This is a genomic window from Microbacterium sp. MTN4-26 (assembly GCF_042846595.1).
GTDB lineage: Bacteria > Actinomycetota > Actinomycetes > Actinomycetales > Microbacteriaceae > Microbacterium > Microbacterium luteum.
Map to the genome: position 1 here is coordinate 213,386 of NZ_BTGO01000002.1, position 14,051 is coordinate 227,436.

Below are 14,051 nucleotides of genomic sequence, written 5' to 3' on the forward strand. Positions count from 1 at the left end.
GGATCAGCTCTCGATGACGGCGTCGGGCCGGACCTCGCGCCGAGGGGTGGAGAGCACGCCCGAGAAGAAGCTCATCATGACGGTCTGGAACCCCAGCATGATCCCGAGCGCGCTCGGGATCGCGATCCGCACCACCTCGGTCGCGTCCTGCGGCCCGAAGTCGAGGCTGCCCCATCGGAGCACCTGCACGACGCCGATCCCCACGCCCACCACGAACAGGCCGAGGCCGATGAGGAGGCCCCGTTCGGCGCTCCACCTCGCGACAATCGAGCGATACCGCGGACTCGCTGGCAAGAATCCCTCCTGGGTGGCGTAGAGCTTGGTGAGCCAGAAGAACAGCAGCGACTGGTAGCCCGTCACGCACAGGGCGCTGGCGTACACCATGGTCGTCACGTCGAACCCGACGGCGCCGATCTGCACGCCGCCGAACGACAGGACTCCGACCGCGATGGCACCGACGAAGAACGCGAACAGGCCGGGATACACGAAAAGCCAGCGCGGCGCGAAGATCAGCAGGAACCGCAGGTGGCGCCAGCCGTCGTGCCAGCTGCGCAGGTGCGGCGGGCGCGAGCGGCCGTCCTTCTTGAGCGTGGTCGGCACCTCTTCGATGCGGTAGCGGGCGAGTGAGGCCTTGACCACCATCTCCGAGGCGAACTCCATCCCGGTCGTCTGGAGGTCGAGGCTCAGGATCCGCTCGCGATTGAAGCCGCGCAGTCCGCAGTGGAAATCGTCGATGCCGGGCCGGAAGAACAGCTGCCCGATGCCGGAGAGCACGGGGTTTCCGAGGTATTTGTGCAGCGGGGGCATGGCGCCGGGGGCGATCCCGCCGCGGAAGCGGTTACCCATCACGAGGTCGGCCCCTGCTCGGAGCTTCTCGACGAACGGCTCGAGGTTCTCGAAGTCGTAGCTGTCGTCGGCGTCGGCCATGATCACGAAGCTGCCGCGGGCCTGCTCGATGCCGTTGATGAGGGCGGCACCGTATCCGCGGCGCGGGGCGTGCGAGACCCGTGCGCCGAGGTCTGCGGCGATCTGCTGGGAGCCGTCGGTGCTGCCGTTGTCGGAGATCAGCACCTCACCGCGCACACCGCTGCGCGCGAGGAAGCCCTGGGCCTTCTGGATGCAGACGGCCAGCGTCTCGGCCTCGTTGAGGCACGGCATCAGGATGGTCAGCTCGACGGGATCCGTCTCGACGGGTCGGTTCACTTGTTCTCTGCTCTCTCGGCGCGGGGGCGATCGTCGCCCGCGCCGCGGATGTCTCGCACGGTGTCGACGATCGCGTCGATGGTGCGGCGGATCGTGCGCGTCGCCAGTGCTTCGCGGTACCAGTCTGACGTGGATCGCCGCAGCGCACCGGCACCGGCCACGGTACGGCCGATCGCATCACCGAGGTCGCGCGGCGCGGCGCTCGCGGCCACGTGGCCGTTGCGTCCCGCCTCGATCAGCTCGGTCGACGCGTTGCCCTCGTCGGCGACGAGCACGACGGGCGTCCCGCGTGCGGCGGACTCGACGACCACGAGACCGTAGCCCTCGCGACGCGAGGGGTTCACCAGGCACGCCGCGGTCGCCATGAGCTCGTCGAGGCGCTCCTGGGAGACGAAGCCCGGCAGGTCCGTCCATCCGTCCCCGTCGGCGGCCTGGATCGCGGCGCGCACCTCGGGGGCGCTCGGTCCCTCCCCCAGGATGACGAGGCGCAGGTCCGGGATGCGCTCGCGTGCGACGGCGACGGCCGCAGGGAGGCACTCCACGCGCTTGTCGGGGATATGGCGTCCGACGTACAGCACGAACGGCGGCGACGCCGCATCCCGCGTCTCGGGCTCCGGGCCGCCGCCTTCGATCAGGCCGGGGCTGACCAGCAGCCTCCCGCGCAGGCCCTCCGCGCGCAGGCGCCCGGCGCTCAGCTGCGAGTGGGCGGTCGCGACCGGTGTGAGCGCGATCGCGAGGCGCTGCAGGAACCACGCGAGGGTGCCGGTGGCGCGGCCGGCGTACCGGATCCATTGCGGGCGCCGCCACACCTCGAGGTAGTCGGCGATCAGCGTCGTGCGGGTTCCGGCCAGCGCGGCCCTTGCGGCGAAGACGTTCAACACGGGGAGTGCGCTGACGATCACCGCGTCGTACCGGTGGCGGCGACGGCGGAGGGTGCGGAACAGTCCCCAGGCGAACGCCGCGGCGGCGGTGGATCGGCGGACACCGTCCGCGGAATACAGACGGAGCGGGCCCGTGGCCGCGACCACCCGGAACCCGGGCTCCTCGGGCGCGGCCCCCGTCCATTGGCGGGCGGTGAGATAGTCCACCGTGAGGCCGCGGCCGGCGAGCTCGGTGGCGAAGGCGCGGTACTGCCGCTCGCCGCCGCCCGTGGTGTACGGGAAGAGGCAGTCGTAGGCGATCGCGACGGATGTCACGGGCATCAGCACCCCTCGATACGGAACAGCCGGGCGTCGTCACCCTCGGCGTCGACGAGGACGAGGCGATCGGAGGGCTCGAGGTCGTTGATGCCGCTGCGCTCGGTGCCCGAGTTCTTGCTCTTGAAGACGTTCTGGGATCCGAAGTCGAGCACGTACTCCGCTCCCAGGCGGTCCACGGCCTCGCACACGCGCGGGTCGTCGTCGATGTCGGCGAGGTGGGCGTCGACGTACTCCTCGTCGTCCGTGCGCGTGCCGAAGACGTGGAGCTCCAGCACCTCGCGCCCCGCGAGAGCGTACGCGAGCGAGCCGCCCGTCCACGGATTGACGATGAGCACGGCATCCGCGGGCAGCGTCTCATCCAGTCGGTCCAGCAGGATCTGCTCGTCCTCCGTGAGTAGCGCCGCGGACCCGTCCAGCCGGTAGGCGCCCTGTGCGGCATGCATCGTCGCGGTGACATTGGGGCCGACAGCGACGCTGAACGCCGCGGCCGCGGCGAGCGCGACGACGCCCATCCGGACCGGCTCCGTCCACCGCCCACGACGCGCGGCCCGGTTCAGCAGGTCGATCAGGACGAGGGCGCCGAGGACGGCGACGGGGATCGCCGCGATCGGCAGGAGCGCCGCGAGCCGGTACGAGTCGTTGTACCAGGGATTGGTCAGCAGGTCTCGGATCTGCGTGCCGATGGGGAGGCCGCTGACGACGATGAACAGGAGCGCGGCCGCTGCGAACGGGATCCCCGCGAGGGCCCAGCGAGCCGGACGGCGGACGACGACGACGATTCCCAGAATCAGCAGGAGGGCGGTGGTCACCGTGATCGGATACCCGCGCGGGGCGACGAGGGCGGCTTCGCCGAAGGCCTGCGCCGTGCTCTGCCACGCGCCCCACCCGGACATCTCCTCGTTGGTGCGGCCGAAGCGCCACAGGCCGACCCCGACCAGGGCGAGGGCGGGGATGGTCACGGCGGCGACGGTGACCGCGGCGCGCGTACGTTTGGTGAAGGCCGCCGCGCCGAGGATCCAGGCGATGCCCGCCACGGTGAGGGCGTAGAGCGCCAGGAACGCGTTCGGGTGCGAGATCCCGATGGCCGCGCACACGGTGACCAGTAGCAGCGCGGTGCGCAGCCGGTCACGCCCGCGGGTGCGCAGGAGCAGCCACACCGCAGCGATGCCGGCGGGGAGCGCTGCGTACGCGGTGTAGTTCGGGTACAGAACGCCGAAGTCGAGCAGCAGCAGCGGGAACGCCCCGAACCCTGTCGTGAGCGCCGCCGTCAGCGCGAGCGCCGCGGGGCGCGCCGCGAACACCGCGGCTGCGAGTGCGAGCGCGGAGGCTGGCCACACCACGGCGCCGATGGCGATGTTGGCGGCGTTTACCGCGAGCGCCACGCCGCCTCCGCCGAGTTGCGCGACCAGGGTGACGACGCTGTGCCACCCGTTCGGGTAGAAGTCGATGTCGGAGGCGCTGCCGACCGTGAAGATCGAGGCGTCGCCGGTGTCGAGGATCAGGCGGACCGCGTTGAGGTGCACGATCGCGTCGAAGGTCTGCGAGATGTTCTCGGGGTCGCCGAAAACGACCGCGAGCTGGGTTCCGATCGTTGCGGCCGCCGCGACGAGTCCGACCGCGGCGGCGATCGGGGCGGCCGCGCGTCGGGACGGCGCAGCGGGGGCGTCCCACGGCACGGAAGCCTCGGTGCGGCCGACCCAGCGTCGCACCGCAAACGCGACCGCCGCGGTGGTGGCGGCGACGATCGCGACGGGCAGCAGCGACCAGCGCAGGCCCGCCAGCGGGGCTGCGGTCGCCGCGACGGCGACGACCGCGAGAGACACGGCGGGCGCGAACAGCCAGGCCGTGACGGATCTCAGGCCCCATCCGGCTGCGATCACGGCAGCACCCGGAAGAAGGATTACGCCGACGGCGATCAGCACCGACGGTGCGGCGGCAAGCCAAGCCTCATTCATCTCGACTCCCGGCCGGTGGACAACAGTGAGATATCGTAGTAGACCGTCTGCTGGACAGGTGCTCAACGCTCCGGCGACTCCCCATACGAGGCGCGCGGATCGCGTCGTCGCACCGATTCAGAAAGCGCACCATATGGATCTTCTCGTTGTCGGCTCCGGCTTCTTCGGCCTGACGATCGCGGAGCGGGCGGCCGCGGCGGGACGCAAGGTCACCGTCATCGACCGCCGGCCCCACATCGGCGGGAACGCCTACAGCGAGCCCGAACCGTCCACGGGCATCGAGGTGCACCGATACGGCGCGCACCTGTTTCACACATCGAACCCCGGGGTGTGGGAGTACGTGAACCGCTTCACATCCTTCACCTCGTACGTGCACCGGGTGTACACGAACCATCGCGGCGTCGTGTACCCGCTGCCGATCAACCTCGGCACTATCAACCAGTTCTTCCAGGCGGCCTACTCGCCCGACGAAGCCCGCGCGCTGGTGCAGGAGCAGGCGGGGGAGTTCGACGCGAAGAGCGCGGCGAACCTCGAGGAGAAGGGGATCGCGCTCATCGGGCGCCCCCTCTACGAGGCGTTCATCCGCGATTACACCGCCAAGCAGTGGCAGACGGATCCGAAGGATCTGCCGGCCGAGATCATCAGCCGGCTGCCGGTGCGCTACACCTACGACAACCGGTACTTCAACGACAGGTGGGAAGGGCTTCCGACCGACGGGTACACCGCCTGGCTCGAGCGCATGGCCGACCACCCGAACATCGAGGTGCGCCTCGACACGGACTTCTTCGACGACTCCCAGCCGCTGAACAAGGCCGCCACCGTGGGCCGACTCCCGATCGTCTACACCGGTCCGGTCGATCGGTACTTCGACTACACCGAAGGCGCGCTCTCGTGGCGGACGCTGGACTTCGAGCAGGAGGTGCTCGAGATCGGCGACTTCCAGGGCACGAGCGTCATGAACTATGCCGATGCGGATGTGCCCTACACCCGCATCCACGAGTTCAAGCACTTCCACCCCGAGCGCGCAGACCGTCATCCGGCCGACCGGACCGTCATCATGCGGGAGTTCTCCCGGTTCGCCGAGCGCGCGGACGAGCCGTACTACCCCGTCAACACCCCGCAGGACCGCAGCGGCCTCCTCGCGTACCGCGAGCTCGCGAAGGGCGAGAAGGAGGTCCACTTCGGCGGGCGTCTCGGCACCTACCAGTACCTCGACATGCACATGGCGATCGGCTCGGCCCTGTCGCTGTGGAGCAACACCCTCGCCTGAGCGGCGGGCGGCGCGCGGTGCCGGACGGCTCGTCGGGGCCCGTCGGTTAGAATTGGGCCGCGGTCGGAGCCGGATCCGCCGCCCTGCGGCCCATCCCGCCGACCATATCGCGAAAGCCTCTCCAGACACATGCGCATCTTCATCCAGATCCCCTGCCTCAACGAGGAGACAACCCTCCCGCTCGTGCTCGCCGGGATCCCGAAGCAGATCGACGGTGTCGACGAGATCCACGTGCTGGTGGTCGACGACGGATCGTCCGATCGCACCGTCGAGGTCGCCCGACAGTTGGGCGTGGAGCACTTCGTCTTCCACACCCGCAACATGGGACTCGCCCGGTCGTTCCGCGACGGCGTCGACTACGCGCTCCAGCACGGTGCCGACATCGTCATCAACACCGACGGCGACAACCAGTACCCGCAGGAGCGCATCGCCGACCTCGTCCAGCCCATCCTGCGCGGCGAGGCCGACATCGTCATCGGGGACAGGCAGACCAAGACGATCGCGCACTTCTCGGGTTTTAAGAAAATCATGCAGGGCGTGGGAAGCGGTGTGGTGAACTTCGCCGCCGAGACCGACCTTCCCGACGCCGCGAGCGGCTTCCGCGCGTACTCGCGCGAGGCCCTCATCCGCCTGAACGTCGTCACGCAGTTCAGCTACTGCATGGAGACGATCATCCAGGCGGGCAACAAGCGCCTGCGCATCGCGAGCGTGCCCGTAAAGACCAACCCGAAGACGCGCGAGTCGCGCCTGTTCTCGAACATCTTCCAGCACATGGGGCGCTCCGCGCAGGCGATCATGCGCAGCTACGTGATGTTCAAGCCGCACGCGGTCTTCCTGACGCTGGCGGTCGTCTTCCTGATCGGAGCGGCGATCCCGTTCGGCCGCTTCCTCGTGCTCAGCTGGATGGGAGTCGCCGGCGACCACATCCAATCGCTCATCTTCGGCTCGGCCATGCTGGTCGGCGCGCTCCTGAGCGTCGCGCTCCTCGTGATCTCCGACATGCTGCGCACCAACCGCACCCTCGTCGAGGACGCGCTGGAGCGCATCAAGCTTCTGCAGTACGCGCCGGAGCGCATCACCGATCCGAACGCCGTGCGTCCCGACGACGCCGCGCAGCATCCTTCGCTGGCTATCAGTCCCCGGGCGGTCGAGACGGTGCTCTCGGGCGCCGACCCGGTCGCCACCATCGCGCCCGAACACGAATGGGCCGATGACGCCGAGGCGCGTGCCGCGCACGGCGCCTGACCGCCCTCCGCCCCCTTCCGCCGACAGGAGTCTGCGTGCTGAACACGCTCAAGCGCATCGCCAAGGATCTGCTCGCGATCACCTGGATCCGCCGGGTCTACGAGTTCGTCAACCGTGTGGTGCTCGAGACGTTCGGCTCGAGCCGCATCCTGACCCACCTGTGGTTCTTCGTCAGCGCGATCACGTTCAACCGCGAGCAGTCCGCCGTGCTGCGCGGTCGCCGCGACTACTACCGCAACAAGCACCGTGACCGCCTGTCGCATGTCGAGCTGCGCCGAAACGTGCACCGTCTCGAGAAGGGCCTCATCATGCGGCCCCGTCGGGATGTCTTCGCGCGCGACTACATCACCGAGACCATCGAGTTCTACGAGGAGGCCGTCGCGCAGTTCGCCGCGGCCCCCGGGACCATGGAGCAGAGCGAGATGGACTGGGCGCATGATGTGCTCACGGAGTACTTTCGGTCGGTAACGGGCGATGACGCCACGGTCGACGCCGCGCGTGCACGGTTCATGGCCGCCGGCTATGCGGGGGAGTTCACGGGCAAGGTGCCGCACCCGAAAGAGCAGCTCTCGAATCTGTCGTACGACGACCTCGAGCGCCTCGTCACCCAGCGCCGTAGCGTGCGCTGGTTCGACCAGCGCCCCGTGCCGCGCGAGGAGATCGACCGCGCGCTCCTGGTCGGACGGCAGGCGCCGACGGCGTGCAACCGGCTGCCGTACGAGTTCCGTGTCTTCGACGACCCCGAGGCCGTGCGCCGTGTCTCATCGATCCCGTTCGGCGCCGCCGGCTATGGGCACAATATCCCGGCCATCGTCGTCGTCGTCGGCAAGCTCGAGTCGTACTTCAGCCCCCGCGATCGTCACGCCATCTACGTCGACAGCTCCCTCGCGGCGATGCAGTTCATGCTGGCCCTGGAGACCCTGGGGCTGAGCTCCTCGGTCATCAACTGGCCCGACTTCGAGCCTCTCGAGCGCAAGATGCAGAAGACGCTCGGACTGTCGATGACCGACCGCGTCGTCATGCTGATCGCCGTGGGCTATGCGCACCCGGAGGGGATGGTGCCCTACTCGCAGAAGAAGGAGCTGGACACCTTCCGCCGCTTCAACTGACGCATGGCCGAGGAATCCGCTCCGCGCTGGCGACGTCGCGCGCTCCGCTGGGCGCTGACGGTCCTCGTCGTCGGCGTCGTCGGGTACTTCTTCGCCGTCGCACTGTGGGATAACTGGGATGCGATCGCCGCCGAGCAGCTCGCCTTCAGCCCCTGGTGGATCGCCGCGACGGTGATCTTCGCCCTCGCCGTCCCCCTGACGGGCCTGCTGTGGGGACGCATGGTGCGCGTGCTCGACACCGACCCCGACGGGCGCGTGAGCGCGGCGGAGGCGATTGCGGTGCAGTGCGCCTCGTGGCTGCTCAAATACATTCCCGGCCAGGTCGGGTCCGTGGTGAACAAGGTCGTCTGGGCGGGCAAGAAGGGCGTCAGCCGTTCGCTCGTGCTCATCACGTTCGTGTACGAGAACGTGTTCCTGCAGTTCGCCTCGATCGTCCCCGGCGCCGTGATCCTGCTGCTCAGCCTGGGGCCCGATATCTTCGGTGAGAATGCGACGCTGCTGGTCCTGCCGGTCCTCGTGCTCGTGCCGCTCGCGGCGGTGCTGTACCCGCCGGTCTTCCACCGCCTCGTGAGCATCCCCGCGCGGCGCGCGCTCAAGCGCGAGGTGCCGAAGGAGTACTTCCTGTCGACCGGGCGGACGCTCGCGTACATCGTCGGATTCCTCGGGCCCCGTGCGCTCAACGGCATCGGCTTCGTAATGATCGCCGCGACCGTCAGCGCGGTCCCGCCCACGCAGTGGCTTTCCTTCGCGGCCGCCTACGTGCTGGCCGGTGCGATCGGAATCCTCGCGTTCTTCGTGCCCAGCGGTCTCGGAGTTCGCGAGGCCGTCATCGTGCTCGTCCTCAGCCAGTACATCCCCGTCGCGGAGGCGATCGTCATCAGCCTCCTCGCGCGCCTCCTCAGCACCGTCGGCGACGGCCTCGTCGCTCTCATCTACGTCGGCATCCGCCGCACCATCCCCAAGGAGTACCGACCATGACCGGTCCGCGGATCACCATCATCGGCTCAGCCCTGTCGGGCAACAAGGGCGCCTCCGCCATGCTCGAAGCGGCGATCCAGTCCCTCGGCGAGCGACTCGACGACCCCCGGTTCACGCTGCTCAGCATGTACCCGCGCGAAGACGCCGCGCAGAACCCGTACCCGAACCTCGAGATCCTGCCGGCGAATCCGCGTCAGCTGGGCGTGACGATCAACACCGTCGCGCTGGCCTACCGCGTCCTGCCGTTCCTGCGCGGGACGCTGCGTCGCCATTCGCGTGTGATCCGCGCACTCGCCGATTCGTCGGTGCTGCTCGACCAGGGCGGCATCACCTTCACCGACGGGCGCGAGAAGTTCCTCCTGTACAACGTCGCATCGATCCTGCCGGCGCTGAACACCCGCACGCCCGTCTTCAAGTGCGCCCAGGCCGTCGGCCCGTTCCAGAATCCGATCAACCGCTGGGCGTCGCGCACCTTCCTGCCCAAGGCAGCGACGGTCGTCACGCGCGGCCGCATCACCCACGAGTACGCCGAGGGGCTGGGACTGACCAACCTCGTCGCGGGCGCCGACTACGCCTTCTCGCTCGAGCTCGAAGGCACCGAGGGCGAGCAGGTGTCCCGTCATCTCGATCTGTCGTTCTTCGACGAGGACGTGGTGGGCGTGTGCCCGAGCGTGGTGCTGCAGAAGAAGGTCGACGCACGCGGCGGCGACTACGTAGGGCAGATCGTCGACTTCATCGGGCACGTGCGCGCACAGGGCAAGCGCGTGCTCCTCCTGCCCCATAGCGTGCGCACCGGAACCGACAAGACTCACAACAACGATCTGCCGCTGTGCAGTGAGATCCACTCTCGGCTCACGCTGGGTGACGACCTCCTCTTCGTCGATCGGGAGCTCAGCTCGCAGCAGCTGCGCTACCTGATCGGGCGGTGCTCGTTCTTCGTTGCCAGCCGCTTCCACGCGATGGTCTCATCGCTCGCGATGGCGGTTCCGACGCTCGTGATCGGGTGGAGCCACAAGTACCGCGAGGTGCTCGAGATGTTCGACCTAGAGGAGTGGGCCTTCGGCCACGACATGCTGACTTTCGAGTACTTGGTGGAACGCTTCGAGGCACTCGAGGATGCTCGGGCGGTTGTGGAACGGAAGCTCGATGAACATCTGCCGGTTGTAAAGGCGCGATCGATTGAGCAGGCCGAACTCATCGCGCAGGTTGTGCGCACGCATCGGTGAACGCTCGCGACGACCGTCCGGTCCTTTTGTGTGGGTCAGTTACCTGCGGCAGAGTTTTCCGCTAGCGAGGGCATGGTTCTGAAGTCACCGTCGCGTCCGATGATCCGTCCGTCTCGCAGGCCGCGCCACAGATTGCTGGTGCCTCGCACCGTGCGCTCGACGAAGAAGAGACGAATGAGTTCCTTACCGAACGTAAGCGACGTCCCCAGCCCAAACAGCAGCGGGTGATACACGCCGTTGGCGCGATAGTACTTCTTGATGATGGCCCGGTTGCGCATGATGTAGTACCTGTACGCGTTGCTTGAGGCATTCATGTGGCGGACGCCCATGTCCCACTGTTTGATCTCGCGTGTACGGCGGAGAACGAACTCGTCGACGATGACCGACGTCGTGACGCGTGACGCCAGCCAGCCGTACAGCTGGTCGTCCCAGTAGATGAAGAACCGCGGGTCAGGAAGGCCGATCTGCCTCACGATGTCCCGGTGGATAAACATGCCCTCAAAGCAGCCGGAGTTCATCTCCTTGTAGCCGGACTCGTCGAAGCCGGCGGGAGCGAACGGAATCGGGATCGCCATCTTCTCAGCGATGCGGTACTGCCAGTAGAACTCGCTGCCGTCGTAGTCATAGCGGCGTCCCTGAATGCTCTTGAATCGGGGCGCCCACGCGCCCATCCGAGCGAGACCGTCCGGAAGCACCTCGACATCGTCGTCCATGAGCCAAATCCAGGTGGAGCCGAGATCGTAGGCGATGCGCATTCCTTCGCTGAAACCGCCCGAGCCGCCCGTGTTCGACTCGAGGCGACGGTACATGAGCTCGGTGCCGACGCGATCGCGAAACGACTCCACAACCTCGGTGGTGTCATCGCTGGACGCGTTGTCGACGACCACGACATGTCCCGGCTTCGGGTCCATGCGCGTGATGCTCTCGAGAAGGCCGGCGAGCAGGTGCGAGCGATTGAACGTGACGATCGCGATCGTCACGGATGCCGGTTGGAAGGAGTGTTGTTCCACGCCTGCCACACCAGGCCCAGTCACGGTCATTTCTCCTCCTCGAAACTGGAGGCCCAAGCCTCCGGTGAGGTCAGGGCGGGAAGCGCCGCGCGGTAATCGCGCGAAAGGCGCGCCCAATCCTTTCGCAGCGCGCGGTGAAGGCGGATTGATTCGACGAGCATGCGTCGGTAGGCTGCGCGATCTCGCGTGTACACGTTCTTCCCGGCGCCATCCGCGGTGCTCACGAGCGCACTGTCGAAGAGGGGCACGCGCCACCAATGCGCGTCGGTCTTGCCGAATTCGACTTCCGGCTGAGCGACGTTCTCCGGCCGCGGCTCGTGCAGCCAGTGAGAGATCAGTGTGGTCGCGGTGAACCACCGGAGTCGCATGCCGGCCGGGCTGTCATAGGCGTGGCGGCGCAGCCGCTTGAACACCTGACGACCACGCCGCGACCGCATTGGGCTGCCGTCGTCCTTGTGGACGACCGTCTCGGGGAAATTTCCCGCGAGGGCGCGCGCCTCCGGCATCGCGGTCGCCAGGTTGCGCCACATGTGGTCGGGTCCCGAGAGGATGTCGCGCAGCGCCCGATGGCGAAGCGCCACGGGGTAGTACTGCATCATCATGAGGTGTTTGAGGTCGACGCGGCGGCTGTGTCGCAGAAGCGTTCCGCCATCCGGTGCTCGTGAGTGCAGAAGCGCCGCGACGATGCGATTGCGCGCGTGAAAGTACGCCTGCCAGTCGATCGAGTCATCCTTGCCGACCCAGGAGACGTGCCACAGCGCGACGCCGGGCAACGACACCGTCGGGACCCCTGCCTCCCGGGCGCGTAGACAGTGCTCCGCGTCATCCCATTTGATGAAGGCGGGCAGTGCGAGGCCGACCTTCTCGAGGGCTTCTTTCGGGATGAGGCACATCCACCAGCCGTTGTAGTCGGCGTCGAGGCGCATGTGGAGGGTGGGGGACTGGCGGAGGTTGCCCTCGGAGAAGTCGTGCGGCATGCGCTCCTGGAAGAGCGTGCGCCACATGAACGGCTGCTCGTCGACGACCTCTGCCCAGGCGTGAAGCTTGGGCCGATCGAGCAGGTCGAACATGTGCGCGCCCACGATCGTCGGCGTAGTCGCGTACTGCCCGAAGAGGATGGACCGGCGGATCGACTCGGGCTCGATGCGCACATCGTCGTCGAGGAGCTGCACGAAATCGCTGTCTTCTCGCGCGAGTGTCTCGACCATGGCCCGGGAGAAGCCGCCGGAGCCCCCGAGGTTCGGCTGGCGAAGCACAACGAGTTGCTCGCCCAGACGCTCACCCAGCTCGGGGAACTCGGGGCGGTCGCCGACGAGGTCGGTGCCCTGATCGATGACGAAGATGCGGTCGATGAGTTCGAGCGCCTCGGGAGCGTCGGCGAGGTTCGCGAGGGTCTCGACGCAGTAGTCGGGCTTGTTGAACGTGGTGATGCCAAGCGACGCCTTTCCCGCGCGGGCGGGGGCGTCGTCGGTGGTCCATTCGGCGCCTTCGAAGGCGAGGTCCTCGGCGTCGGCCACGAGATCGAACCAGATCCAGCCGCCATCGCTGTACTGGTTGAGCACGAGGTCGACTGATGTCGTCGCCGCGCCGTCGACTTCGTTCGTGAGGATGCGCTGCTTCACCCCGCTGCCGTTCGAGCGGTAGACGAGGACCGTGCCGCGGCCGGCCGTTCGCACGGTGAGCATCACCGACCGCACCGTCGTCCAGTGCTGCCAGTACGACGCGGGAAACGCGTTGAAATAGGAAGCGAACGACACGCGACGGCCAGCCGGGACAGTCGCGCGTCGCCGATCCAGCACGTTGGCGAGTTGGGCAACGCTCGTGACCCGCACGGGCTCCTCGTCGATGGTCGCCCAGGTTTCCGGGTCCGCATACAGCGGAAGGATGTCAGGATCCCGCTCGGTGGGGAAGACGACGTTCTGCAGAACCTGCGGCAAGATATCTCCGATCGCGCTGGGCTGGACGCTGCGGCGAAGCCGCCGTCGATCCTACCCGGGCCGCCTCGCCGATCCCTGCACGTCGTTCTGCATTCGATGTCTCCGTGCGCCATAGGATCGTGCCTGTGATGACTCAGACCGTCGGTGCGCCGGGCAGCGCTCGCCGGTACTTCCACTCGCTCTGGCTCCTGTCGGCGCGGGATTTGAGAGTCCGCTACTCGACGAGTGCGCTGGGATACCTGTGGTCGATCCTCGATCCCCTCGTGATGAGCCTCATCTACTGGTTCGTCTTCACGCAGGTGTTCGAACGGCCCGTGGGCACGGAGCCGTACATCGTCTTCCTCATCACCGCGCTCCTGCCGTGGGTGTGGTTCAACGCGTCGATCACCGATTTCACCAAGGCGTTTTCAAAAGACGCGCGGCTCGTCCGATCGACGTCCATCCCTCGGTCGATCTGGGTCACGCGGATCATCCTCAGCAAGGGGATCGAGTTCCTCTTCTCCCTTCCCGTGATCGTCTTCTTCGCGGTCCTCGGCGGCGCGACCCTCACGTGGGGCGTGCTGCTCTTCCCGATCGCCGTCATCATGCAGCTTGTGCTCCTGGTCGGACTCGGACTTCTCGTCGCGCCCCTGTGCATGCTGTGGGGAGACCTGGAGCGAACGACGCGGCTCATCCTGCGCGCCCTGTTCTACGCCTCGCCGATCATCTACGGCATCTACGATCTCCCAGGGGTCTTCCCCACCGTCGCGGCGTTCAATCCGCTGGCGGGAATCTTCTCGCTGTACCGGGTCGCGTTCTTCCCCGACCAGTGGGACCCTCTGGCATTCATCGTCTCGGCCATCATGTGCCTCGCGTTCCTCGTCGCAGGTCTGCTGGTGTTCCGGCGCCTCGAGCCGGCCGTGCTGAAGGAGCTGTGACG

General features: G+C 67.5%; 11 protein-coding genes. 6 read left to right on the top strand and 5 right to left on the bottom strand.

All coding sequences use genetic code 11. From position 1 onward, the window contains the following. Positions 1-3 precede the first annotated feature (3 nt). The 3 genes from ACGG9C_RS02505 to ACGG9C_RS02515 are packed head-to-tail and all read right to left on the bottom strand — an operon-like array spanning position 4 to position 4,357. Positions 4-1,203 carry a glycosyltransferase family 2 protein gene (locus ACGG9C_RS02505; protein WP_288420039.1) on the bottom strand — a complete coding sequence of 400 codons (1,200 nt, stop codon included), beginning with the start codon at positions 1,201-1,203 and terminating at the stop codon, positions 4-6. After that, the gene (locus ACGG9C_RS02510) at positions 1,200-2,405 is read right to left on the bottom strand and encodes a glycosyltransferase family 4 protein (protein WP_286794718.1); all 1,206 of its coding nucleotides are present in this window, start codon (positions 2,403-2,405) and stop codon (positions 1,200-1,202) included. The genes ACGG9C_RS02505 and ACGG9C_RS02510 overlap by 4 nt, the downstream gene beginning before the upstream one ends. After that, positions 2,405-4,357, bottom strand: a complete 1,953-nt coding sequence (locus ACGG9C_RS02515; RefSeq protein ID WP_286794720.1) for a DUF6541 family protein — start codon at positions 4,355-4,357, stop codon at positions 2,405-2,407. Before ACGG9C_RS02515 ends, ACGG9C_RS02510 begins: the two co-directional genes overlap by 1 nt. A gap of 133 nt (positions 4,358-4,490) precedes the next feature. On the opposite strand from ACGG9C_RS02515, the gene glf reads away from it, so the two are divergent. The 5 genes from glf to ACGG9C_RS02540 all read left to right on the top strand — a co-directional run bounded on the left by glf (position 4,491) and on the right by ACGG9C_RS02540 (position 10,185). Beyond that, positions 4,491-5,627 carry a UDP-galactopyranose mutase gene (gene glf / locus ACGG9C_RS02520; RefSeq protein ID WP_286794722.1) on the top strand — a complete coding sequence of 379 codons (1,137 nt, stop codon included), beginning with the start codon at positions 4,491-4,493 and terminating at the stop codon, positions 5,625-5,627. A 129-nt stretch (positions 5,628-5,756) separates the two neighbouring features. Then, positions 5,757-6,872, top strand: a complete 1,116-nt coding sequence (locus ACGG9C_RS02525; protein WP_286794725.1) for a glycosyltransferase family 2 protein — start codon at positions 5,757-5,759, stop codon at positions 6,870-6,872. A 35-nt stretch (positions 6,873-6,907) separates the two neighbouring features. Then, positions 6,908-7,981: a nitroreductase family protein gene (locus tag ACGG9C_RS02530; protein WP_390178202.1), complete on the top strand. Its 1,074-nt coding sequence runs from the start codon at positions 6,908-6,910 to the stop codon at positions 7,979-7,981. Positions 7,982-7,984: 3 nt separating this feature from the next. Next, positions 7,985-8,959, top strand: coding sequence for a lysylphosphatidylglycerol synthase domain-containing protein (locus tag ACGG9C_RS02535; RefSeq protein ID WP_288420038.1), 975 nt, complete (start codon positions 7,985-7,987; stop codon positions 8,957-8,959). Next, positions 8,956-10,185 carry a polysaccharide pyruvyl transferase family protein gene (locus ACGG9C_RS02540; protein ID WP_286793375.1) on the top strand — a complete coding sequence of 410 codons (1,230 nt, stop codon included), beginning with the start codon at positions 8,956-8,958 and terminating at the stop codon, positions 10,183-10,185. The genes ACGG9C_RS02535 and ACGG9C_RS02540 overlap by 4 nt, the downstream gene beginning before the upstream one ends. Positions 10,186-10,220: 35 nt before the next feature. On the opposite strand, the gene ACGG9C_RS02545 is transcribed toward ACGG9C_RS02540, so the two are convergent. Together ACGG9C_RS02545 and ACGG9C_RS02550 are read right to left on the bottom strand one after the other, a co-directional pair. Continuing rightward, a complete protein-coding gene (locus ACGG9C_RS02545) occupies positions 10,221-11,225 on the bottom strand; it encodes a glycosyltransferase (protein ID WP_286793376.1) in 1,005 nt (334 codons plus the stop codon). Next, complete coding sequence (locus ACGG9C_RS02550) at positions 11,222-13,132, bottom strand: glycosyltransferase (protein ID WP_288420037.1); 1,911 nt, start codon at positions 13,130-13,132, stop codon at positions 11,222-11,224. Before ACGG9C_RS02550 ends, ACGG9C_RS02545 begins: the two co-directional genes overlap by 4 nt. A gap of 128 nt (positions 13,133-13,260) precedes the next feature. Here ACGG9C_RS02550 and ACGG9C_RS02555 point away from each other — a divergent pair, with 128 nt between their 5' ends. Further along, positions 13,261-14,049: an ABC transporter permease gene (locus tag ACGG9C_RS02555; protein ID WP_288420036.1), complete on the top strand. Its 789-nt coding sequence runs from the start codon at positions 13,261-13,263 to the stop codon at positions 14,047-14,049. Positions 14,050-14,051: the final 2 nt, after the last annotated feature.

What these genes read in the sequence shown, in the direction of transcription:
- ACGG9C_RS02510 (WP_286794718.1), bottom strand. Translation starts at nt 2,405, where the DNA reads ATGCCCGTGACATCCGTCGCGATCGCCTACGACTGCCTCTTCCCGTAC.
- ACGG9C_RS02515 (WP_286794720.1), bottom strand. Translation starts at nt 4,357, where the DNA reads ATGAATGAGGCTTGGCTTGCCGCCGCACCGTCGGTGCTGATCGCCGTC.
- glf (WP_286794722.1), top strand. Translation starts at nt 4,491, where the DNA reads ATGGATCTTCTCGTTGTCGGCTCCGGCTTCTTCGGCCTGACGATCGCG.
- ACGG9C_RS02525 (WP_286794725.1), top strand. Translation starts at nt 5,757, where the DNA reads ATGCGCATCTTCATCCAGATCCCCTGCCTCAACGAGGAGACAACCCTC.
- ACGG9C_RS02535 (WP_288420038.1), top strand. Translation starts at nt 7,985, where the DNA reads ATGGCCGAGGAATCCGCTCCGCGCTGGCGACGTCGCGCGCTCCGCTGG.
- ACGG9C_RS02540 (WP_286793375.1), top strand. Translation starts at nt 8,956, where the DNA reads ATGACCGGTCCGCGGATCACCATCATCGGCTCAGCCCTGTCGGGCAAC.
- ACGG9C_RS02545 (WP_286793376.1), bottom strand. Translation starts at nt 11,225, where the DNA reads ATGACCGTGACTGGGCCTGGTGTGGCAGGCGTGGAACAACACTCCTTC.
- ACGG9C_RS02555 (WP_288420036.1), top strand. Translation starts at nt 13,261, where the DNA reads ATGACTCAGACCGTCGGTGCGCCGGGCAGCGCTCGCCGGTACTTCCAC.